Origin of the sequence: Vibrio sp. 1167 (assembly GCF_033340375.1) — a bacterium.
GTDB classification, from domain to species: domain Bacteria; phylum Pseudomonadota; class Gammaproteobacteria; order Enterobacterales; family Vibrionaceae; genus Vibrio; species Vibrio alginolyticus.
Genome location: NZ_JAWOWK010000001.1, coordinates 390307 through 414416, shown reverse-complemented (window position 1 = coordinate 414416; position 24110 = coordinate 390307). Strand labels below are relative to the sequence as shown.

19 protein-coding genes are annotated in these 24110 nt (G+C 43.2%); 5 read left to right on the top strand and 14 right to left on the bottom strand.

Annotated features, from left to right (window positions below; all coding sequences use genetic code 11):
* Positions 1 to 14: 14 nt before the first annotated feature.
* The 4 genes from R7Z78_RS01820 to malK form a co-directional block, all read right to left on the bottom strand.
* Positions 15 to 548: a polysaccharide biosynthesis/export family protein gene (locus R7Z78_RS01820; RefSeq protein ID WP_005375265.1), complete on the bottom strand. Its 534-nt coding sequence runs from the start codon at positions 546 to 548 to the stop codon at positions 15 to 17.
* Between the two features lie 12 nt (positions 549 to 560).
* Positions 561 to 1766 carry an outer membrane beta-barrel protein gene (locus R7Z78_RS01815; RefSeq protein ID WP_104976458.1) on the bottom strand — a complete coding sequence of 402 codons (1206 nt, stop codon included), beginning with the start codon at positions 1764 to 1766 and terminating at the stop codon, positions 561 to 563.
* Positions 1767 to 1776: 10 nt separating this feature from the next.
* Entirely contained in the window at positions 1777 to 3177 is a 1401-nt protein-coding gene (locus R7Z78_RS01810; RefSeq protein WP_033906767.1) for an undecaprenyl-phosphate glucose phosphotransferase, read from the bottom strand.
* Between the two features lie 422 nt (positions 3178 to 3599).
* Positions 3600 to 4718, bottom strand: a complete 1119-nt coding sequence (malK, locus tag R7Z78_RS01805; RefSeq protein WP_005375271.1) for a maltose/maltodextrin ABC transporter ATP-binding protein MalK — start codon at positions 4716 to 4718, stop codon at positions 3600 to 3602.
* A 672-nt stretch (positions 4719 to 5390) separates the two neighbouring features.
* Here malK and malE point away from each other — a divergent pair.
* The 3 genes from malE (at position 5391) to malG (ending at position 9126) form a co-directional block, all read left to right on the top strand.
* Positions 5391 to 6569 carry a maltose/maltodextrin ABC transporter substrate-binding protein MalE gene (gene malE / locus R7Z78_RS01800; RefSeq protein WP_005375272.1) on the top strand — a complete coding sequence of 393 codons (1179 nt, stop codon included), beginning with the start codon at positions 5391 to 5393 and terminating at the stop codon, positions 6567 to 6569.
* Between the two features lie 79 nt (positions 6570 to 6648).
* The gene (malF, locus tag R7Z78_RS01795; RefSeq protein WP_005375273.1) at positions 6649 to 8223 is read left to right on the top strand and encodes a maltose ABC transporter permease MalF; all 1575 of its coding nucleotides are present in this window, start codon (positions 6649 to 6651) and stop codon (positions 8221 to 8223) included.
* A gap of 12 nt (positions 8224 to 8235) precedes the next feature.
* A complete protein-coding gene (gene malG, locus R7Z78_RS01790; protein WP_005375275.1) occupies positions 8236 to 9126 on the top strand; it encodes a maltose ABC transporter permease MalG in 891 nt (296 codons plus the stop codon).
* A gap of 367 nt (positions 9127 to 9493) precedes the next feature.
* Here the strand turns inward: malG and R7Z78_RS01785 are convergent, their stop codons facing one another.
* The 3 genes from R7Z78_RS01785 to R7Z78_RS01775 form a co-directional block, all read right to left on the bottom strand.
* A complete protein-coding gene (locus R7Z78_RS01785; protein ID WP_005375277.1) occupies positions 9494 to 9739 on the bottom strand; it encodes a hypothetical protein in 246 nt (81 codons plus the stop codon).
* 171 nt (positions 9740 to 9910) lie between these two features.
* On the bottom strand, positions 9911 to 10396 hold the full coding sequence (locus R7Z78_RS01780; protein ID WP_005375279.1) for an acyl-CoA thioesterase: 486 nt from the start codon (positions 10394 to 10396) through the stop codon (positions 9911 to 9913).
* A gap of 145 nt (positions 10397 to 10541) precedes the next feature.
* Entirely contained in the window at positions 10542 to 11447 is a 906-nt protein-coding gene (locus tag R7Z78_RS01775; protein ID WP_085569343.1) for a DMT family transporter, read from the bottom strand.
* Between the two features lie 98 nt (positions 11448 to 11545).
* Between R7Z78_RS01775 and R7Z78_RS01770 the strand changes: the two genes are divergently transcribed.
* Positions 11546 to 12334 (top strand): AraC family transcriptional regulator, encoded by a 789-nt coding sequence (locus R7Z78_RS01770; protein ID WP_005385013.1) that lies wholly within the window; start codon positions 11546 to 11548, stop codon positions 12332 to 12334.
* Between the two features lie 203 nt (positions 12335 to 12537).
* On the opposite strand, the gene R7Z78_RS01765 is transcribed toward R7Z78_RS01770, so the two are convergent.
* The 7 genes from R7Z78_RS01765 to R7Z78_RS01735 form a co-directional block, all read right to left on the bottom strand.
* Positions 12538 to 14229, bottom strand: coding sequence for an ABC transporter ATP-binding protein (locus R7Z78_RS01765; protein ID WP_017821247.1), 1692 nt, complete (start codon positions 14227 to 14229; stop codon positions 12538 to 12540).
* Positions 14226 to 15836, bottom strand: coding sequence for an ATP-binding cassette domain-containing protein (locus tag R7Z78_RS01760; RefSeq protein WP_005375287.1), 1611 nt, complete (start codon positions 15834 to 15836; stop codon positions 14226 to 14228). The genes R7Z78_RS01765 and R7Z78_RS01760 overlap by 4 nt, the downstream gene beginning before the upstream one ends.
* Before the next feature lie 264 nt (positions 15837 to 16100).
* On the bottom strand, positions 16101 to 18281 hold the full coding sequence (locus R7Z78_RS01755; protein ID WP_104976459.1) for a TonB-dependent receptor: 2181 nt from the start codon (positions 18279 to 18281) through the stop codon (positions 16101 to 16103).
* Between the two features lie 94 nt (positions 18282 to 18375).
* A complete protein-coding gene (locus R7Z78_RS01750; RefSeq protein WP_104976460.1) occupies positions 18376 to 19344 on the bottom strand; it encodes a siderophore ABC transporter substrate-binding protein in 969 nt (322 codons plus the stop codon).
* Positions 19345 to 19397: 53 nt separating this feature from the next.
* The gene (locus tag R7Z78_RS01745; RefSeq protein ID WP_104976461.1) at positions 19398 to 20351 is read right to left on the bottom strand and encodes an iron chelate uptake ABC transporter family permease subunit; all 954 of its coding nucleotides are present in this window, start codon (positions 20349 to 20351) and stop codon (positions 19398 to 19400) included.
* Complete coding sequence (locus tag R7Z78_RS01740; protein WP_033906772.1) at positions 20348 to 21292, bottom strand: ABC transporter permease; 945 nt, start codon at positions 21290 to 21292, stop codon at positions 20348 to 20350. Before R7Z78_RS01740 ends, R7Z78_RS01745 begins: the two co-directional genes overlap by 4 nt.
* A 761-nt stretch (positions 21293 to 22053) precedes the next feature.
* Positions 22054 to 22974, bottom strand: coding sequence for a M14 family metallocarboxypeptidase (locus R7Z78_RS01735; protein ID WP_104976462.1), 921 nt, complete (start codon positions 22972 to 22974; stop codon positions 22054 to 22056).
* 172 nt (positions 22975 to 23146) lie between these two features.
* Here R7Z78_RS01735 and R7Z78_RS01730 point away from each other — a divergent pair, with 172 nt between their 5' ends.
* Positions 23147 to 24052, top strand: a complete 906-nt coding sequence (locus R7Z78_RS01730) for a DUF808 domain-containing protein (protein ID WP_104976463.1) — start codon at positions 23147 to 23149, stop codon at positions 24050 to 24052.
* Positions 24053 to 24110: the final 58 nt, after the last annotated feature.

The window sequence follows — 24110 nt, the reverse complement described above, 5'->3', positions numbered from 1 at the left end:
TGATTCCCTGTCACTTAAAAGAAGCTCTGGTCAATAAATACAATGTCACCAGGTTCAACGTTGCGGTGCATACTGACCCCTTCCATCGTTTGACCTGTTTTATGCTTGGTGAGGTTAATGCCTTTGCGTGAGGCTCTGTCGGTCAAGCCACCTGCTAGAGCGATGGCCTTCTCTATGGTTAACCCTGGACGGTACTCAAATCCACCAGGTTTCCTGACTTCGCCATTAACGTAAAACAGACGAAAGTTATTGATGGTGACCATCACTTTTGGATTGATGAGATAATCGCCTTTTAAGCCCGTTTCTATTTCGTACTTGAGTTGTTTTGGTGTTTTTTTGATTGCTTTAATTCGGCCAAGGTAGGGGTAATCAAAGTAGCCATCTGACGTTATTAGAATATTTTTAATCGTAAGATCTTCTTCACCATAGACCTGCACGGAAATGGTATCGCCAGTATCGAGTAAGTAATCTTCCTCGTTTGAGTCAGCGTTGACCAAAGTGCTAAATAGCAACAACGCTACACTCATGAATTTGATGAATGCCTTCATTAATAATCCTTTTTACAGAGAAAACTGTGCGCTTAAAGTCCAAATATTTTGCTCGAAGCTATAATCCGATCGGCTAGAGTTTTTATCTTGGTATTGCCAATCGGCTTGCAGCTGTATCCAACGTTTGATCTGATAATCGATACCAAAAGATAGAGTGTACCGATCGTCGTTTCTGGAGATTCCCGTGTAATCATCTTGTTGATAAACAGCACCTAAGCGAGTTGCAAGGTAACTATTCCAATCGTGCTTCAGGTTCAGTCGGTAACGAGTTTGTAGGTTGTAATCGCCATCTTGATCGGGGTTAACCGCCGCTTGAGTGGTTTTCACGCTGACTAGAGTTTGTTCTTGAGGCAACCATTCAAAGCCGATATCCCAACTAAAGCCTTTAAATGTCTCTCGTTGAGCGCTGTCAAAATCTTTGATTTGATAACCGAGTCGAGCGATGCCTTTGGTTTTTCCTGTAACTTCCCATTCGGCACCGGTGTAATAGAAACTGGTGTTGTTATCTTTCGATGGCTGCGCAGAATTTCGGTGTTGATAATCGGTTACGATTTGGTTTGTTCCGACTAACCAATAGGTTCTTGGCGTCGCTCTTAAATAGAACTCCAAATGTGCATTGGGAGCTCGAAAATCGTTGTATTTAGTTTTAGCGTTTGGGCGCCCAGGCAAGCCGTCACGATAGTTTTGATAGGTTTTATCACTATAGCCTAAACCGAATTCTAGTCTGCCTTTGGCACCGTTAGATCCAAAGACATAATTGGTTTTTACATCGTTACGGTTGAACTCTATTGGTGAGTCGATTGCGCTACCATTACCTTCGGTAATATCTTCTCCTCGAACTTCATGCTGGGCGCGAAAACGGTAATCAACCACTAAACGATGACGATGATTAAATTCGAAAAAGTTGGAAAACTGAAAAGTGTGGTCGTCGAAGTCGTTGCGATCGTCAGATGAAAAGCCCGCTTTTAACTTATATAAAATATCTGCGCGATAGCGATTCCGTTCTATACGTGCTAGTAAGCTTGGTTCTATACCCCAAATATTGACCGATTCTACATTGCCGGATTTTTCCGCTTTATTGATGTTGTCATCTCCCTCGTAGAAAGTTTTTACGAGGGGAATCAACTCTATACCAGACTCGGTTTGGTAAGCCATCGGTTCTGCGAGCAAGTCAGTAGAAAACAGACTCAATGCTATTGCCATTGTCAGTTTCTTCATAATCTCAACCTTAGTAAGCGTTAGCACCAGTGAAGCCTTTGAAAACGGTCATAAAGATGATTTTGATGTCCATCCAAACCGACCAATGGTGGATGTAATCCAAATCAAACTCGACTCTCTTTTCCATTTTTTCTAAGGTGTCGGTTTCGCCGCGATAACCATTAATCTGTGCCCAGCCAGTAATGCCTGGTTTTACTTTGTGACGTAGCATGTAGCGATCCACGATCTGACGGTATTCTTCATTGTGTGCCACGGCATGAGGGCGTGGGCCGACAATAGACATGGTCCCTTGCAGTACATTGATAAATTGAGGTAGTTCGTCCAAAGAGGTGCGACGTAGAAATCCGCCAAAAGGCGTAATACGAGGATCGTTCTTTGTCGCCTGTTTCACGTTGGAACCTTGATCCATGGTTGTCATTGAACGGAACTTCCAGACTTCAATCTTGCGTCCATCAAGACCGTAACGATGTTGTTTAAAGATGACAGGGCCTTTAGAAGTTGCCTTAATGCCAATCGCAATGACGAATAGAATAGGGGCGATTAAGACCAAAATAATGCTCGAAAACAAGATGTCTTCAAACCGTTTTACCCAAGAAGAAATTCCAGCAAAAGGTGTATCAAAGACACTTAGTGTTTGAACTTGGCCGATCTGCGCCCAACGAGAATGTAAAAGGTTATAAGTGAAGAAGTCGGGAATCAGATACGTATTTGCGGTGGTATCTGAGAATTGGTTAAGAAGTGACGCAATGCGCTCTTTTGCGTGCATTGGCATCGCGATATAGACGTAATCTACTTCCCCTTTTTTAGCTCGCTCAAGGGCGTGGTCAACAGCTCCTTTAATAGGATAATCAGAATTTGGCAATCTGTCGGAAGATCGTTCGTCGTAAAAGCCATCAAAAAGCACGCCGTGTTCTGTGTGGTTTTGAATTTCGTTAGCTAGGGTAATGCCGTGAGGAGTTTGGCCGATGATGATCGCAGTGCGAGTGTTGAATCCTTTTTTTCTCAAATAGGCTAATCCGGTACGGAATGTTACTCGCCATGCTAAGAGCAGAGCGGGCGTAATCGCAAACCACAGCGCTAAAATTGTGTTATCAAATAAGGTATGGACTTCAGAAAAATACAGCACAATAAAGATAAGTGCAGAAGTCACCGCCCAAGCAACACAGACAATAAACATCTGCTCTTTAAACGAACTGGTTCGCCAAGAGCGATACAGATTGCCGCTTTCTGCCATAAATAGAAAGGAGATGCCTCCAACGAAAGCCAATATGACGTAATCTTTCCCCATCGCAGTATTCATGTCTTTGAACACTAAAAGCAGCATAAAAGAGACGATGACAGCAAGATCTGAGATGCGATATAAAAAAGCGAACTCCATCTCATGAGAGCGGATAAGTCCTTTTTGTTTCATGACTCAGTTTCCCTTCTGACACGCTACCGCCCTTGGGTGTCTTCCCCAATTGCCGTGTCGTGAACGTTATTAGTAGTTAGTGCACAGAGCATTCTGTGGAATGCTGCTGAGTTTTTTGTCACGTGTAATTTCGTTGATAAGTGTAAAAATTTGCTTTGTTGAGGTAAGTGGAAATAAGAATGATATTTAGCCCTTTGGCTAAGTTTGGCGGGTTAGGAAAAAGCTGGTACTTACTTATGAGGAATGAGGAAAAGTATTAAAAATGAAGTATCAGTACAAAGACAATGGTTTATGTGAGGGTAGAAGAAACGGGTGATTTGATTCGTTCACGATTAATGATTTAGTATCGAATTGCTGATATTTATTAAGATAAAAAAATCCCTCTCACTTGAGAGGGATTTTTTTGAGTAAGGGCGAATGAATTATTCGACTTCTACGCCGTTTTCTTTGTATAGGCGGCGGCATGCGCGACCATCACTGTGGAACAGGTGACAACGATGAGCTGGAATACCGATCTCGATTTTATCGCCAGTGTCGACTGCAAGCGTGTCAGGCTGACGGAAAATAACGTCGGCGTCCGCACCTTCTAGGTTTAGGTATACTTGAGTTTCGTTACCTAGCTTCTCAACAATCATCACTTCACCGTGAATACTTGCATCAGCTTCAGAAGCGGATAATAGGTGCTCAGGGCGAATGCCTAAAGACATTCGGTCGCCGCGGTTAACGGTTGTACCATCCACCGGAATCCAGAAAGATACGCCGTTAGATAGTTGAACTTTGACGCGCTCTGCTTCTACTTCATCAATGAATACGCTCATGAAGTTCATTTTCGGAGAACCGATAAAGCCAGCTACAAAGCGGTTTTGTGGGTAATGGTAAAGCTCAAGCGGCTTACCAACTTGCGATACATAACCGCCGTCTAGTACAACGATTTTATCTGCCATTGTCATCGCTTCTACCTGATCGTGCGTTACGTAGATCATGGTACAACCAAGTTGGCGTTGTAGCTTAGTAATTTGTGCACGCATGTTTACACGCAGTGCCGCATCCAAGTTTGATAGTGGCTCGTCTAGAAGGAATACATTTGGCTGCGATACCAATGTTCGGCCAATCGCCACACGTTGACGCTGTCCACCAGAAAGTGCTTTTGGTTGGCGCTCAAGCAAGTGGCCTAGTTGTAGGATTTCTGCTGCTTGTTCAACACGCTTGTCGATTTCTGCTTTGTCTGCTTTTGCTAGTTTCAAGCCAAATGACATGTTGTCATATAAGTTAAGGTGCGGGTAAAGAGCGTAAGACTGGAATACCATACCAACACCACGTTTGGATGGTTCGACGTCATTCATGCGCTGGTCACCAATATACAAATCACCTGAAGTAATGTCTTCAAGACCGGCAATACAACGTAAAAGGGTAGATTTACCACAACCTGATGGACCTACGAAAACAACAAATTCACCTTCGTTGATTGTTAGGTCTACGTTCTTAGAAATCAGTACGTCGCCATACGCTTTACAAACATTTTTTAACGTGACACTCGCCATGTAGCTCGTCCTCGATCAATTTTTTATTATTCACCGCTCATCATTATATGAATTATCTAGCGAGCAGTAACAGTAGGAATCGGTAAGTTCTTGCGGTTGGTAAGAAAAGTAGGGTAGCACTTCAATAAAATGTCCTGAATAGAAGTGCTACCCATCATAGCCAAGTACGAGTTTCTCTCCCCCACATTATTCGTATTGTCTCCCCCGTGAAATAATTACCACAAACAACACTAATAATGACATTCCACTCGTCTGGCAATGCAAAACCAGCAAATCTTTTTCCTAATACGTAGGCACTGCTGGGAAAGGGTTCTTACCATCCACTCTTGGATGACTGCAGTTTCTAAGATTGTGCGTAGTGCGACATCCTCCTAATAGAAATAATTGTAGGGGGAGTAGAAAGGGAGGAGTAAAAAAGGAGGAGGAAGAAAGCAGTTGGTCGGAAATCACATTATTGCACCACCTAAAGTTGAAACCGATCACAGGAACTGTCCATTTTGTGATTTGAGTCTCTTACCCTTGGCGATTTAGATCACGAAAATACGTCATAATTGTAAGGGCGTAGGGATTAGGAGGATGAGACATATTGGATTATTTCAGATGATATATGTCGAAATACGGCTGAACCTCAATGGACTAGCCCTACATCAAAAATATAAAAAGGATACGAACATGAAAAAGTTAAGCGCTGTAGCACTAGGTACTCTTGTTGCTTTGGGTTCTTTTGGTGCTAATGCTGCCATCGAAGAAGGACAACTTACTATCTGGATCAACGGTGATAAAGGCTACAACGGCCTTGCTGAAGTTGGTAAGAAATTTGAAGAAGACACAGGCATTAAAGTGACTGTGGCTCACCCAGATGGCCTTCAAGACAAATTCCCTCAAACTGCAGCGACTGGCGACGGTCCTGATATCGTATTCTGGGCTCACGACCGTTTCGGTGGTTACGCAGAAGCTGGCCTGCTAGCAGAAATTAAACCTTCTAAGAATATTCAAGAAGGTATCGTTGATTTCGCTTGGGATGCAGTACGTTACGACGGCAAATTGATCGGCTATCCAGTTGCGGTTGAGTCTCTATCTCTAATCTACAACAAAGACCTAGTTCCAAACCCACCAAAGTCTTGGGAAGAGGTTGCAGCATTAGATGCAAAACTTAAAAAAGACGGCAAGTCTGCAATCATGTGGAACCTAAAAGAACCGTACTTCACTTGGCCACTAATGGCTGCTGATGGCGGCTACGCGTTTAAATACACTTCTGAAGGTTACGATGTTAAAGACGCAGGTATCGCGAAAGAAGGCGTTAAAGACGCAATGAGCTTCGTAAAAGGCTTAGTTGACAAAGGCGTAATCTCTGCGGATATGGATTACTCAGTGTCTGAGTCTGCGTTCAACCAAGGCAAAACAGCGATGACGATCAACGGTCCATGGTCTTGGGGCAACATTGAGAAGTCTGGCGTTAACTACGGCGTGACTACGCTACCTAAGTTCCAAGGTCAATCTTCTAAGCCATTCGTTGGTGTTCTAACGGCTGGTATCAGCACTGCGTCTCCAAACAAAGATCTAGCAGTTGAGTTCATTGAGAACTACCTACTAACAAACGATGGCCTACGTATGGTTAACAACGATAAGCCTCTAGGTGCGGTAGCACTTAACTCGTTCCAACGTGAGCTAGATTCAGATACTCGTATCGCAGCAACAATGGACAATGCGATGAACGGCGAAATCATGCCAAATATCCCTCAAATGAACGCATTCTGGGGTGCGGCTAAGAACGCAATCATCAACGTAGTTGATGGTCGTCAAACTGTCGATGCAGCTCTTGCAGATGCAGAAAAACAAATGACTAAATAATTAAGTAAGACCTTTTTAAGGAGGAGGCAACTCCTCCTTACTTTTCTATATTTATTCTATATTCGCTAGCAGGTTCCCTATGCAGTCAGTTCAAGGTACAAATGCTATGACAGCACCAGAAGCCAGCCTTCCGAGCAGCAAAAAAGTGTTCATGAAATGGTCACTTTTAGGCACAGTCGGCATCATCAATGGCTACGCAACAATCCTTATGTATTCTCGCGGTGAGATTGCGTTTGCACTACTTACGCTCATTCTTACCGCTTTAGCGTTGTTCATCTTTGGTAGTAAAAAGACGTACGCACACCGTTACATCTACCCTGGTATAGCAGGGATGATCCTTTTCATTCTTTTTCCTTTGGCGTACACCATAGGTTTGGCGTTTACCAACTATAGCGCGAAAAACCAACTCTCTTTTGATCGCGCTCAGAACGTACTTTTGGACCGAACTTACCAAAGTGGTGATAGCTACCCGTTCACTTTGTATAAAACGGAGCAAGGCCATCAACTTGTGGTTGAAAAAGATGGTGAGCTACTTGCAAGCCCGACTTTTCAGCTTGATAACCTTTCAGCATCGGAGTTTGATCTTTCACCAATTGAAGAAGTAACGGGTGAAAAAGAATCAATCAAGGCGATTGTTAAGAACCGCAGTGCGTTGAGCAGTGTCGATTTACATTTGCCAAGTGGTGATGATATCCGCATGAGTGGGCTGCGCAAATTTGCTGCAGTTGTACCTTTGTACACATTACAAGAAGATGGTGAAACGCTTTACAACAACCGGACTGAAGAAACGCTACGTCCAAATATGGAAGTAGGTTACTACCAGCCTGTCGATGAAAACGGTCAATTTGTTGGTAGCACAGTGTCACCAGGTTTCGTGGTGAACATTGGTACCCACAACTTTGAGCGTGTTTGGAAAGATGATGGTATCAAAGAGCCGTTTATCAGTATCTTTATCTGGACCATTGTTTTCTCTGCGCTAACCGTATTATTTACGCTTGTTATTGGTCTTGTCCTTGCCAGTGTGGTTCAGTGGGAAGCACTTAAAGGTCGCTCAGTTTACCGTTTGTTGCTAATCCTGCCTTATGCAGTTCCGGCGTTTATTTCTATCTTGATCTTTAAAGGTTTGTTTAACCAAAGCTTTGGTGAGATCAACATGTTGTTGGAAGGCTTATTCGGCATTAGCCCGGCTTGGTTCTCTGATCCGTTCATGGCGAAAACCATGATCTTAATTGTTAACACTTGGCTTGGTTTCCCTTACATGATGATTTTGTGTATGGGCTTACTAAAAGCGATTCCAGACGATTTATATGAAGCATCAGCAATTGATGGTGCGAACTTTGTCACGAACTTCACACGTATCACACTACCAATGATGTTGAAGCCGTTAACACCATTGTTGATCGCGAGTTTTGCATTTAACTTCAACAACTTCGTACTTATCCAGTTGTTGACTGGCGGTGGTCCAAACATGATTGGTACATCAGAGCCTGCGGGTTACACCGACCTGCTAGTAAGTTACACCTACCGAATCGCATTCGAAGGTGCTGGTGGTCAAGACTTCGGTCTAGCAAGTGCGGTAGCAACGCTTATCTTCCTATTGGTTGGCGCATTGGCACTTATCAACCTACGTGTAACTAAAGTAGCTCAGGACTAAGGAGAAATTACAATGGCAATGGTACAAGGTAAGTCATTAAAGTATCGTGTTTGGGCTACTCATATTGCAATGTGGGCATTCTTGGCACTGATTATTTTCCCTTTACTGATGATCATCGCGATTTCATTCCGTGAAGGTAACTTTGCAACGGGTAGCCTGATCCCAGACAACCCAACACTTGATCACTGGAAATTGGCATTAGGTTTCTCGGTGACTAATCCAGACGGTACAGTTACACCGCCACCATTCCCAGTAATGACATGGTTGTGGAACTCGGTAAAAGTGGGTGGTATTTCTGCAATCCTAATCGTGGCGCTATCAACCACATCGGCTTACGCGTTTGCTCGTATGAAGTTCAAAGGTAAGAACACCATTCTTAAAGCGATGATGATCTTCCAGATGTTCCCTGCGGTGTTGGCACTGGTTGCTCTGTACGCGTTGTTCGACAAACTGGGTCAGTACATTCCTTTCCTTGGTCTGAACACGCATGGCGGTCTGATCTTCGCTTACTTAGGCGGTATCGCACTGCACGTTTGGACCATTAAAGGCTACTTCGAAAGTATTGACTCGTCTCTAGAAGAAGCAGCGGCTCTTGATGGTGCTACACCATGGCAAGCATTCCGTTTGGTATTGCTGCCACTGTCTGTGCCAATCCTAGCGGTAGTCTTCATCTTGTCGTTCATCATGGTAATTGGTGAAGTTCCTGTAGCATCACTACTGCTTTCTGATGTAGACTCATACACACTTGCAGTGGGTATGCAGCAATACCTATATCCACAAAACTACTTGTGGGGTGACTTTGCCGCAGCTGCTGTACTTTCAGCAGTGCCAATCACTGCCGTATTCTTACTTGCGCAGCGCTGGTTGGTTGGTGGTCTAACCGCTGGTGGTGTGAAAGGATAATCTCTTGTGGTCTGAGATTGATAAGAATAACTAGAAAAGGGCGACCACATGGTCGCCCTTATACTTAGCGCGGATATTACAATTTTGGTTTGGCCGCCGATCAGTAATATCTTGGCTTTTATTGGCGTTACGCATAGCTGGCTGTTAGCTTAGTTCCTTACGATTCAATCACTAACAGTTTTTGTAACCATAACCTGAGTTTAGACTCAGGTTTTTTTATGCCTGTTAAAGGCAATTGTGCAATAAGTAGATAGAGATTAGCGGCTTTGCAATGGATTACACAGGGCTTGAATAATGCCCTGCGTAGCACTTCACATAAATAACTAGAGCTTAGTAAAAAGCTAAATTGAGGTAGGGAAGGAAGAGATTAAAACTCTCGGCTGGAAGGTGCGCATCCAACGTATTGAAGCAGCGTGTACAAACTTTCTTGCTGCAGTGCGACGCGACGAAATAGATTAGCAAAGGTAACGTCACCGCCAAAGCAAGTTTGAATGTAATGATTAATTTCTGTTTCGTTATACCCCTCGACGTACATGGTTCTCACCCACTGGTACTCGACCGCTTTTAAATTGGTCAACGTCTCTTCACTTAAGGTCGTTTCTTTTAGTCTCAAGATCCAAACTCTATCCAACTCTAAAATAATGGATGGATTTAAGCAAAGCTAGGTGAAGGATTTATGACAGAGAAGGGCGAGCGTGAAACAAATGGCAAAACCATGATGTTGCTCCACACTCTGGGTCTAGGTAACGTTGAGGTACTTAATAGCGTTCTTAACGGATGCCAGTTACTTGAGATATTTAACGTGTGCTTCCATTTCTTCCCCAATCTCTTTACGCATGTTCATAAGACGGATAGCGGATTGCTCTAAGGCTTTGTCTTCATCTGACTCTGGAATCCATTTCGGTACATCGGTTGGTTTTCCGTTTTCATCTACAGCAACCATGATAACGATACAGTGAGTGGTGAGTCTGTTTTTCATTTGCTTTGGATCACTAGCTTGCACGTCAATCGCAATGTGCATTGAGCTTCGTCCGGTATAAATGACTTTCGCGCTAACTTCGACTAAGTTGCCGACATGAATCGGCGCAACAAACCGAATGCCGCCAGCATATGCGGTAATGCAATATTTACCACTCCACGCTGCAGAGCAGGCGTATGCTGCCAAGTCGATCCATTTCATTACGGCGCCGCCGTGCACTTTTCCGCCAAAATTTACGTCGCTGGGTTCTGCTAAAAAGCGAAGGGTAATGTCTCTTTGACCACTGCTCATCTGTCTTTCCTTGATGGGTTATTGTTTTCCCAATTTAGCAGCAAGATGAATTTTCGGGAATAGCGAATGAAACAAAATATTAACTTTTATTCGAACGCTGGAAGTGACAAGCCACAGCGTAGTTCTGTGGCTTGGGGTGTAGATGTTAATTGGCGGTAGAGGCAATCTCAGAATTGGACAATGGTTTTCTCTGTCTTACTTTTATTTGCGACAAGATAACGCCAGAGATGACTAACAACCCACCAATAATGTGGTAAGTGTAAATTTTCTCACCAATTAGTGTTGAAGCAAGTATGACGGAAACCACAGGCATTAGGTTCATGAACATAGCACTTGAATCAGCACCAATTGAATCAATCGCTTTGACCCACATCAGCGGCGCGAAAATGGAAGCAGCAATACCAGCATAAGCGATTAATGGTAGCGCGTCTTGGCTTGGTAACAGTTGCTCACTAGAGAGCCAAAGTGGTGTGAGCATCAAAACAGAAAAGAAGCCCTGCATGTAAACCAGAGTCAAACTACTGAATGGCATTTTCCAGCGTTTTAGCAGAACACAATAAGCCGCGTATACCATGGCAGCAACGAGCATTAAGCTGTCACCTTGCGTTAAGTCTTGATGTAAAAAGTAAGTGATATCACCGTGACCAAGCATAAATGCTAAGCCGCCGAGCGAAATGACACCACCGACGATACTTAACATTGATATAGATTTACCGAGCAATGGGACACTTAAAAACACACTGATCAAAGGAACTAAAGAGGTGATCAGGGCCATATTAGAGGCCGTTGTTGTTAAACCGGCATAGTATCCAAGTGACTGGTTGAGAACCATACCAAGTAACGCAAGAAACGCCAACTTAGCTAAGTAAGGTCGAATAATGTGTCGTTGTTTGATGATTGCAGGCAGGCAAAATGGCGTTAGGAGTACCATTGCGACAAACCAACGGTAGAAACTCATCGCACTTGGTTCAATGGCGCTCGCAGCCATCTTGTTCACAATTGAGTTACCACCCCAAATCATAACGGTGAAAAACGGAAGTAAATAAATCATGAGAACCCTATAGCACAATTATTGATGGCGCTAGTCTGGCAGGTCTTTATAATAAAAAGTATCTCTTAAAAGACATCGTAAGCGATAGGAAGACAATTTTGAAAAAGAGCGCCAGAAATCTTCACCCCTCCTTATCAATCGATCGTGCGCCATCAGATGTATTTATGAATTTCGAAGCGTTTCTCTCTAATACAGAAACACGAATTCATAGCCACCCTTGGGGGCAAGTGCAACTGATCAGCGGTGGGATTCTGGAGATGGATGCAGAAGACACAAGATTTCTAGCACCTCCACATCTTGCTATTTGGGTTCCCGCCGGAATTCGTCACACTAGCTACAACCGTAAGCCAATCGAATATTGTTCTTTGAACATTGCCCCTGAATTGACAGCGCATTTTCCTACCAAAACGAGCTTGATCAAAGTGACTCCAATCGTGTCATCTATTATTGAGGACTTTCGTCAGCGAGACATTAATGTGGCGCAAACTGATGAAGACAAGCGCTTGGTACAAGTGTTATTGGACCAGCTTGCAAAGCAAGAAGTCGAACATCACTTTTTACCGACTACCGACAATAAGTATCTTGAACCGATTTTAAAAGCAGTAGAAGAATCGCCGACGGATGAGATCAGTTTGGCGGAGTGGGCGGCAAAAGTGCATACCACAGAACGCACGTTAGCGAGACATTGCCAGAGTGAATTAGGAATGAGCTTTACTGAGTGGCGCTTACGTGTACGTTATTTGCATTCTATGGAGTTGCTGCGTAAAGGGCAGACCGTAAAAGAAGTCGCTCTGACGTTAGGTTATAACCAAGCCAGCCCTTTTATCGCGATGTTCAAGAAATACTCCGGCATGACACCGGAGCAATACAAGAATCGATTGTTGTAAAAGTGTAGAGTCTATTTTAAAAAAATTGACAATGCGCTGTATGATGACCGACTCGAAAAGCTGATGGTATTGGAAAGACCTACGTCTATCTTGTGTCAGATTGAGTCAGAATTATAACCTTGAGAATTCGCTTTATTATTATTGCTTTACAACATGCCTGTAAGATTCTTTAGATGATACAATGTGCTAAAGTGACAAAAAACTCAATTGACACCGCTTAGATTTAAGTATTGATTGTTATTAGTTTCTTCAGCCGCCAATTTGTCCCTACTTTTCAAGGAAGTAGAGTTGTACTGTGCAACTATAACTCTTCTACCCTCAATCGTGAGTTCCAATGTGGGTGACCATATATTCTGATCGCGATGCGTCACAATAATCACGGTCGAGTTCAATGTTTGAATATGTTGAGCAATACTTTTTTCGGTTGCTTCGTCTAATGCTGCCGTCGCTTCGTCGAAAATGAGGATTGGCGCCTTTTTAATGAGAGCTCGCGCAATTGCAACTCTCTGTCTTTCACCTCCTGACAACCCTGAGCCTCTTTGTCCTACTGTTTGATGTATTCCTTTAGGAGATGAGTCAATAAGTTTGTCCAATTGTGCGTGTCTTGCAAAGCTCTCAACTTCATAATCACTTGCATTGGGATTACCTAACCGAATGTTATCCGCCAATGTGCCAGTAAAAATGACCGGTTCCTGAGCAACATAGGCTATATGCTGGGTGAGCACGTCATAAGGGATATTCTTTAGATCTATCCCTCCGAGCGAAATAAGACCTTGGTCAGGATCATCAAACCTTAGAAACAGGCCCAGTAAAGTGCTTTTCCCACTGCCACTGACTCCATTGATGACGACGGTATCACCTTGTTTGATCTCCGTGCTAGCATCTTCAAAGAGATCTAAATGGCCCACAAGGTTCAGTTCGAACTTATGGTTTTTGGGGGAGGTTGCAAATTGAGGATTAGGCTCAGGCAGAACAGGGACATTCGTTAACTGAGCGTAATTTTTAATTGAGGATTTTACGTCGTTAATCGCAAAGCCTGCCAACGCGAGTTCACCCAAAGGTGCAGCTGCACGGGTAATCAATATCAATAAAGCCAAGGCTAATAAGGGTTGAGTAATCGGCTCTAAGACGAGATAGATGGCGATACCTGCAAGGGGTAAAATCGTTGCCAATCCTGATACTAAGGTTGCGATAGAAGCGTTACGATTAATAGTTGAATGAGCTTCTTCTTGTGCGTGCCAACTCTGTTCAATACGCTCGATTGAGCGCTCAGGCCCCGCTGTTGAGCGAAGTAACTCAAGGTGATCTATGAGCTCAAGTGTTGATTTAGTCGCTTGAAGCTCTGCGTCATGTCGGTCGCTATCTGAGCGACTTAGGTATCTTTGCGCCTTGTACTGAACGAGCAGTGCAACTAGTAACAATACGGCACTGAGTAGTGCAATTTCACCTCCTCCAACGACCCCAATACCGATAATTAAAAATATGGGTAACATTGGAGCGTGCAAAAATGTTTGTAGCTGATGAGCAGGAATGGCCATAAAGCCAGGTATTCCTCGTTCTGCTAGTTGAGTGAGCTGAGTTCTATGCTGATCATTAAACCAAGCTAACTTTGCTTTACTGAGCGAATGACCTACTGATGAATAAAGATCCCCAGCCAGTTTCGCACCAGAGAGAAATCCAGAACGAGTTACAATAACGGTAACTATCACAGTTAGAACAGCAGCTATTATGACGTTCAATGGTGAAGCTTGTTCGACAATAGATATTGCAAGAAATGTGTAAGCCGTTGCCTCAAATAATGCAACTAGTCCCCAACCTATAGCGACTCGATATAGACGGTGCTTTGCACTTTGTGGAATTGTCGAATTGGAATAGAGGGTATTGTGAGCCGTCATACTTCTTCATCCTGTCGTTGAGCCTTTCTGTTGAGCATCAATGTAGTGTCTGCAAGTTTCGCGAGTTCTGAGTCGTGAGTAATTATGATCAATATCTTGTCTTGTGTTTTCGCAAACTTCGCGAGATTTCTGATCACAGTGAAGGCCGTATTTTTATCGAGAGCACTGGTTGGTTCATCCAGTAATAGAACGTTGGCTTGAGTTAGAAATGTGTTAGCTATTGCGACACGTTGTTGCTCGCCTCCTGAAAGCACGCTTGCATCAGAATTGAGGTCAATCTTTAATTGAGCTTGTTGCAAAGCTTGGTTCAGCTCGTCGTCACTTGAACTTGGCGTTGATAGTTTCAAATTCTGCCTAATGGTAGTTTTGAGTACACCGATATCTTGGGGTACATAGCGTATGGCGGAGTATCGGGATATCTCAGAGAGTTTAGACAGTTGATTGCCTCCTAAGGTAACGAAGCCTGAAAGAGGTGTTTCTTGACCTGCTAATAGACGTAGTAACGTACTTTTGCCTGCTCCGCTAGGCCCCATGATGGCTGTAAATGAACCGCGTGGGAAGTAGTGGGAGAAGTTATCAATAATATTAACGGTTCCATTAGCCACTACGATATTTGATGCTTGTAGTGATAGCGGTTTTTCTCCCGCGCTCAAACTGCCACTTTCTATTTGTGGTTGCTGTAAAAAGTCGCTGATGTTCTTTGCAGCATTCTTTCCTGCGTTAACGTAGTCCAATCCATGGCCAAGCTTCAGTGCGGGTGATACGACGGCCAAACCAAAAAAGAATAGCGACGCCATTGCCACGGGACTTAATTCATAGCCAATGGTATAGGCCATTGCGAAAGTCGAAACCGCTTGAAGTAATGCGGTAGCAATTGCTGCTGGAAGGGCAACGCTACCAACCCATTTCACTATGCCGTGAGTAAAGCGTCTTGTGGCATCATTATAGCTGTCGAGTGCTCCTGCTTGCGTGCCGTAAATTCGATTTACTCGGATACCTCTTGTGTAGTCGTTTACTGCGGTAACGATATCACCCATTATTGTCATGCGCTCTTTGCCATGTTTAGCGGCGAACCTAGGTAAAAAGAGTAGGTAGTACAATGATGCAATTAGACCAGGGAGCAGAGTAAGCATCGCTACCGGACCTGTGAGATTCAACATGATAAAAATAGAAGTTGCGGGTACGACAATGAATGTCACGAGTTCTGAAGGCAAATGCGCAACCATGTGGTGAAGCGTGCTGATGTCTTCGGAAACTATGCGACGCAGTTGATTATCACCATATTGAGAGATGGTCTTGCTTGGCAAGCGCGTCAAGTGCTGAGCAACTTGGCGACGTAATCGAGTGGAAAACTGCGACTCGGCATCATGAACTAACCACGAGCCCACTGATGAGGCAAGTGCGCTAGCCGCCCAAAGTCCTATGGCACCGTAAATCCATTGGTTTGCAAATTTATCGATAAGGTTTATCAAGCATAGCAGTGCACCAACTTTTGCCACAGCGGCAAGTGCTTCACAAAACGTTCCCAAAGCAAGCTTCTTAATCGATGGCTTTAAGGCTGGCATTAAGCTAGGCGTAACGTAATGTTGGCTGATTTTACTTATCATATTGTCACCTTATCTAGCCTATCAAGCGAAAATAAGGAGAACGTGGTAGAGCATATTGAGCTCTTATCGTTTTTCATATAAAGCCTATGGAAGTGGACGTTGATGGATTATGTTTTGAATTAACTTTGGCCGTAGGTGTTGCGAGCTCTTTGTCTGCTTGAATGTTGAAGATGAGTACTTCCTTTGATTTGTTGTGAATTTTCATGAACAGCCAAATGGGAGTAAGTCCCCCTTAGAAGGCAGGCTAAAGGGGAGGTGGAGGGATTAGAAATCCGCAGTAGCTGACAGCATCACTGTACGTGGTGCGCCAAGAGCTAGGTCCGCATAGTGGGTGGTTGTCCAGTAATCTTCATCCAGTACATTGTTTACGCTAAGGCGCCAAACCACGCTTGTTTCAGCAATATTTGAGTTGTAGCGTGCGCCAAGATCAAGAATAGTCTGTGCAGGTAATGCCTGAGTGTTTTGTGCATCAATGTATTGTTCAGACATATAGTTCGCTTGGCCGATAAGCGTGAGATCACGCATCGCAGGGAGGTTCCATTCTAATGCGAGTTTAGCTTGTAAATCGGGTAGCTTAGTTGCTTGTTTCCCCTCCTCTGTCACATCTGTTGCTTTTGTAATCTCTGCATCTGTATAGGCGATACCACCGATGAGTGTATAGTCCTTTGATAGTGTGCCGTAGAACCCCCATTCAATACCGCGATTGCGCTGTTCACCACCGAAAGAAAAAATGTTGGTATCCGGATCTTGGTACCCATTTGGCTTTTTAATCTCAAATAAACTGAACGTATGAGCAAAGCCGTCCAGGTCAAGCTTCACGCCAGCTTCAGTCTGTTTGGTTTTTTGGGGTTCAAAAGCCTCTCCTGCGTTTGCAGCGCTAGAGCCTGCTGTTTTCCCATTCGTTAAGCCTTCGGTGTAGTTACCATAAAGCGAAACTGAGCTCGAAACTTTGTATAATGCTGCAAGTGCGGGAGTGTAAGTACTTTCCTTAAACTTGGTGGTAGGAAGCGACATTCCGTTCATTATTATTCCAGATTCATAATCAATGCTCTGGTAACGCAAGCCGAGCGTGATTTGGTATTTCCCATCAACAAAAGATAACGTATCGGCAATGCCATAGCTGACCTGAGTTGAATCGATAGGTAAACCATAGTAGTTGTCGTAAACTGAATTTTCTGGTCCCCAAACAGGATCATAAATATTCGAGTTCCAAGGGGCTGGATTATTATTACCTGTTGGAGAATCATTTTTATCTTCTCTAAAGTAAGTACTATTCAGTACAAGGTGGTGTTCTACTGGGCCAGTGTCAAAGTTGCTACGAACACCTATCTCACCTGAAGTCCGTTTGTTCTCAAGCTTAACTGATCCGAGAGATACCTCTAGGTTACCCTCGTTATCGATGATTTTGATTCGTTGCGGTACATTTGAATGAAAATCTGTACGGCTACCACCCAATGCGCTGTATACAGTTACAGAGTCACTAACGCTTAGCTCCCCGCGAATCATCATCCCTTTATCTTCGCTATCATTGTAGGCCCAACTTGGCGTCAATAATGTGTCAGATGGAGGAGGTGATGGGATTTTGAGACCAGAAGCGATGCTTAACCCACGGTTTGCACCTTCAACTCGCTCTGTACTGTAGTAAAAATCTGCTTCAAGGAAAGCAATGTCATTACGCCAATCAAGGCTTAATGATGCAAGTTGAGTTTTGTTGCTTTGGTTGTTTATAGCGGTGTCTCCATCTTTAAATGCACCGTTGAAACGAATACCAAATTCTTCATTTGTACCAAAGCGACGTCCAATATCGATATGTCCTCCGAATTGAGTGTCCGATAAGTAGCTGCCGGTGAAAGATGTGATTGGTGTTTCTTGTGCTCTTTTTGTCACTAAGTTGATGGTGCCACCAACAGATCCATTCGGTGGCATACCGTTGAGCAAAGAAGCAGGACCTTTAAGTACATCAATACGTTGATACATTTCAGGAGAGGTTCGGTAATAAGGAGCGATACCATACAATCCATTAAACATAACGTCGCTAATGTCTGAGTTGAAACCTCTTATTTTGAAACTTTCTTTGTTTAAGCCGGTTTCACCGCTGGTGAAAACAGAGGGATCAGAAGCTGAGATTACATCTGAGATATCGCGTGCTTGTTGGTCTTGAATGTGTTTTTCTGTGTATCCAATCGTATTGAAAGGCGTTTCCATGAAGTTTTTGTCGCCAAGCATTCCTATATTACTCGCGTGAGAAACTTTGCCAGCGGCATAAACTCTGTTTGCTTCACCATAAACTGTCATTGATTCATCTACGACTTCTTCAGCTTGAGCGATACTAATTGGTACGACAAAAGTACTAAATTGAAGTGAAATAAAGAGGGCGATATGACATGGGCTTGGTTTGTTTTTCTGTGAAGAGTCCATCGCTATCTGATGATAGTCATGAGTCATTATAGATTCCTTTTCTTTGTTTGGGCTAGCTCACATCCGTTCTGACGTCGATTGAGTGTTGAATTACTTAAGATCCAACTCATTGTTATTAGATTTAGCTTTGGTAACCTTTTAGGATGTCTTCAATTATGATTTTCAGAGATGTGATGCTTGCTGAAGTGATGTACCAAGCATCGGCATCAACAAAAACGACGTTGTCGTTTTTCCATGCTTTGGTTTGACGGAGTAGTGGGTTTGCTAAGTGTTCCGCATCAATGACAGGCTTTCCTTCCATTACTGCTGTTCGATCAATGATGTAAAGAATGTCTGGATCAGCTTGGCTAATGAACTCGCTAGAAATTGGCTGACCATGCAAACCTGTCTCCACTTTTTCACTCGCTGGTTTTACCCCCAGAACATCGAAAACGAAGCCATAACGAGACTCAACGCCAAATGAGCTGAAAGCACCATTGTTATGCATGACAACCAAAGCTTTTTCAGAACGCTCTTTCGTAACAGCGCGCACTTCTGCGACTTTTGCATCGATTTCGGCAACTTTCTGTTGGGCTAGCTCCTGCTTTTCAAAGATCTCACCAAGCTCTACAAGGTGTTTCTTAATGGTATCGACGTGATGGTCACGACTATTACGGTAGTTGATGTCAAAATGTAAAGTCGGAGCGAGTTGAGAGAGTTCTTCATACTGATTAGCATGTAGCGGAGTCATCAATACGAGATCTGGTTTTAGGGCATAGATCCTTTCCATATTAGGCTGAACTATCGCACCAAGATCCGCTATCTCAGGTGTGTCTTTGTATTTCGCTAGAAAGTGAGGAACAAAGTCTTTCACCATTCCTGAGATTGGAACATTTAGCTGATCTAAAAAGTCCACTTCGTTCATATCTAATGCTGCCACTCGTTGAGGGCGATGAGAAATAGTAGTTGCTCCGAGATTGTGTTCAATCACGATGAGCTTTTCTAATGGCTGAGTATCTTCAATTTTAATTATTTCCGGCTCGCAACCTGATAAGGTTCCTAGAGCGCAGCAAGCAAGCGCGATACTCAAACGTAGGGGGCTCTTAAACATGGGGTATTTCCTTTTTGTCAGTGAGTTGTCTTTAAACAGGCGAGTAACAGTTTTCATATGTGGCTTCTTGTTCTTATCGTGATGGCTAGGAAATATCCCCCACAAAGGACATTCACCAAAATAGAGACGGTGGTTTTAAAGTTAAATAAGTGCTCTACCAGAAGTTGACCAGACAAGAACATGACAATTGCAATAGCACAAGCAACGAGCAATATGTGTCTGTAGTTCGGTGCGCTAGTAACGGAATAAGCAATATTGGCAATAAAAATTCCCATAAAAGCCGTTGGGCCAATCAAGCTCGTCGAAATTGCTACTAAAATGGCGATTACAGCAAAGAACTTTGGTACATATTGCTTATCATTTAGTCCTAATGACATCGCTTGGTCTCGACCTAGACCTATCACATCTAGCTCGCGTGACCATCTGTTAGCAAAGAGTGCCAAAACGCTTAACGCAATACTGGAAAAAAGTAACGTAGAAGGTTTCGCTCGCTCAAACGAGGTATAGCTGAGCCCTTGAAGGATAGAGAATTCTCCAGGGCTTATTCTGAGCTGGATAAATTGAGCAAGAGTTGTCAGCACCATTGTCAAAACAAAGCCAATCAGCAGAACTTGGTGCATGTCATGTTTAAATCTATTGAGTACCCAAGATTGAATCGTTAAGGAATACAACAGAATGAGTATTGCAGAGACAGCGAAATTACCGACAACACCTAATGTAGCAATGCCAGAAGTGCCCCCTAGTAATAAGAGTAGGGTTTGCCAAACCAGATAAACCGACTCATATCCCATAATGGATGGCGTAAGAATACGATTACCAGCTAAAGCTTGGAAAATAACAGCAGAGATGGCCACGCAGCTGCCCCCAATAACTATGGCACCAAGTTTAATCAGCCTCTTAGGGATGACGTAATCAAAATCCCACCCAGAGCTTGTAAAGATAAAGGCGATAGACAGCATGCAAACGAGTATAATGCTCACTCGCATGTTTGAGTAATGTGATCTCATACTCGTGCTCCTTTCAAAAGAAACACAAGAAACATGACTCCCCCGATAGCACTGGCTGTTAATCCAATTGGGACTTCAAAAGGAAAGGCAACAACTCTGCCTATGACATCGCAAAAAATAAGTAACGAAGCGCCGCCTAGTGCAACGATTGGTAGGGTGTTTTTAAGGTGATCGCCATATTTTAGTGCGACTAGGTTAGGTATGACTAAACCGATAAAATGAATGGCACCTACGGTCACCACTGTTATAGCAACTGTCACGGAAACTAGCATTAGACCCAAGGCGGCAGTGAACGCAATATTAATTCCTAAGTTGGACGCAACATCTTCGCCCATTCCCATCACAGTAAACTTATGTGCATATAAGTAAGTCAGTAGGGTGATGGGTAAAATCAAGAAAATTATTTCATAGTGTTCTTGGACCACTTTGGAGAAATCTCCCATTAACCAACCGGACATACTCTGTAAGATGTTGTTTTGATAAGCATAAAACTCCGCTATAGCACTTAGTACACTACCAAACATAAGCCCAATCACAGGTATTAACGCAGAGTTACTGAATTTAATTTTTCGTACGATGGCAATGTAGATAAGGCCAGCGGCGAAGCAAAATAGTACGGCGAAGAGCATACGTTCAAGCTTGTCTGAGGATGGAAGCATGACGATAGATACCAAAATACCGAGCTTTGCCGCATCGATACCGCCTGTGGTGCCCGGCTCAACAAAACGATTTCTAACAATATGTTGAAGAATAACACCACATATTGCGAGACCAGATCCGGTAAGAATTAGTGCGATTAGCCTTGGTAATCTGCTAGCAGTAATCGGTAGCCAAGCTTTGTCATCCATGGTCAGCAATAACGACCAATCTAGTTGGTTTGCGCCGACGAAAATTGAAGTTAAGCACAGTATAAAAAACAGGCTTACTACGTGAATACTCATACAGAATCTGCCCCAAAATAAAATGAGTTTCTCTTAACTTATGACTTGGGGATGGAATACGAATAATGAATATCTATTCGCATATAGGTTCTAAATTCCAACAAAACATAACCAAGTTATTTTTTATAAACATTAAGGTCACAATCCAGCCCTCAAAGTATCACTAGGCCATACCTAAAAATTCAACGTGCTGATTTGGCTTTAAAACTGGATTAACTAGCAAAAGAAAAGTGCCGCTTTCAATGCAAAGAGAAAGAGGTTCTCGATTTAAAATTAAAATACAAATGATAATTATTTTCATTATATCTTTGTTTTTTCGGTTAAGCAATGAGGCTCATATATGTTTCTCTAAAAGGATCAATCGCGTATAAAAAACAAGGCAATGGTTAATGCATGTGCTTTTGGGTAAGTGATTAAAAAATAAAGCCAAAGAGCATTAAGCTTTCTTATTGTTTAAGGATGTTTTTCGCTTCAGAAGCTCGTTGGTTGAGGTTTGATTTAAATGGTATGACGATAGTTTGTTCAGGAAGAGGAGTTAGTAGTGACGATGATGTCTAGATGTCGTTTGTATTTTAGGATTTATTAGATACCGCATTAAAATAGCGTCATAAAGTCGTGATGCTTCGCATCTTCAGTGTTAGCGATGTTAATGCGGTAATTTCTAATAAACTAGCGGATTAATGTCTCAACTTGCTTTTGGAGCAAAGTAAAGCTGATTCACAATTCAAAGACATCGTCAGTTGCTTTATTGTTAACCTGTGTTATTCGAGCTTACTTAGTACGTAATTCAAACCACCAACTACGGCTGCAACCTGTGCATCGTTGCATTCTTCGTCGGTCACCGTTGGGCTGTCTGGGTACACTTCCGTTGTCGTGCCGTAAACGCAATTTGTTACGCCGCCACACAGGCCCAGTTTTACCATTGGGTAGTTGATAACGCCAAACTGTACGACGGGTGAACCAATGATTTCGCCGTTTTCATCTGCTGGTGCAATGTGAGTCACTTTTGCAACTGACTCAATGACCGCTTTTTGGAAGTCAGGCTGAGGGTTTTCACTATCTCCCACCGTGTAAAAGCCATCTGGGATCATACCTTCAATGTACTCAATACCATCACGAGCAGCTAAGGCTGGACGGAACTCAGTTTCGTCAGAATCTGTCGTTTCATGTAGATCAATGTGCATTAACACATCGCCTAAAGTTGCAACTAGCTTTATGAGGTTAGCGGACTCTTCGGCAGGGCTATCCTTATAGAAAGAGCGGTTTGGATCAATCGCGTTTGGATTCCAGCGGTTGATCACCTCGTAACCCCAAGGGCTTACGCAGGGTGCAACGACAATATTGAAATGCTCTGCATAGCGCTCTGCTTCTGTTTCTACAAACTTTAATGCGCCATGTACACCGCTGGTTTCGTAACCGTGCACGCCGCCTGTGACCAACACAACAGGTTTAGTTGAATCCCAATTGCGTGTTTTGATACAAAACAGAGGGAAGCGTGCCTCGTTGTATGAGAGCGCACCATATTGTTCAACATCAAAACGCTCGCGTAGGGCATCGATTTTACTGACGACTTCATCTTGGTAGCTACGTTTTACTTCTTGCGTTGCTAACCAAGCTTTACGTTCTTCTTCGGTCCAAGGTTGGCCAGGAGTACCAATCGGGTAAATGTATCCACTTTTCATCTATACTTTTTCTTTTGACTGCTGAAAGGTATCACAAGACTAGACCTGTCTTATCTTTACGGCAATATAAAACACCATTTGGGGTGGTATTCTTTGCAAAATCATCACTTTGATGAGTGATTCATTGGTGTTACATTTTGTTACTTACTCAATTTAATATAAGAGACCAAAAATGGCTGGAGCAAGTTTACTCACACTGCTGGACGATATTGCCACGGTGCTTGATGATGTCGCCTTAATGTCAAAAATGGCGGCAAAGAAAACCGCAGGTGTGTTGGGAGATGATCTAGCGTTAAACGCTCAACAAGTGTCTGGTGTTGCATCTGAGCGAGAGATTCCAGTGGTTTGGGCGGTTGCAAAAGGCTCATTCAAAAATAAATTGATTTTAGTTCCTTCAGCTTTACTTATTAGCGCGATTATTCCATGGCTTATCATGCCATTATTGCTAATTGGCGGCTTATTTCTCTGCTTTGAAGGGGCAGAGAAAGTACTTGAGAAAGTGTTTCCTCACTCGCATCCGCACGAAGAAAAAGAGGAGCTAGTTAATACTGGCGAGTCGATAGAAGAGTATGAAAAGCGTAAAGTTTCTGGTGCGATTCGAACAGACTTTATCCTTTCAGCAGAGATCATCGTGATTGCGTTAGGTACCGTGACAGGAGCCAGTCTTGTTACGCAAATTTTAGTTGTCAGTTTAATTGCAGTGATTATGACGGTTGGAGTTTATGGACTAGTCGCTGGGATTGTGAAGCTAGATGATTTAGGCCTTTACCTTGAAAGTCGCTCAAACGGTAAAGGTTGGGTAGCGAAAGTCGGAGGGGCCTTGGTCGCTTTTGCACCAAAGCTGATGAAGTTGTTAACGATTGTGGGAACTGCTGCGATGTTTTTAGTCGGTGGCGGGATTGTAGTGCATAACGTGCCCGCCATTCACCACTTTGTAGAACCGATTATTATGAACTTTAGTGGTCATTCGGTTGCTACAGCCATTCTGCCTATTTTGCTTAACGGCATTATCGGTTTTGTAGCGGGTTTGATTGTGGTTGCTGTATGGACGATGGTTGAAAAGCTTCGTGGTCAATAATCACATCTAAAACATGAGACGATAATAACAAGGGTCATGACTTCTTTTTACAAAAAGC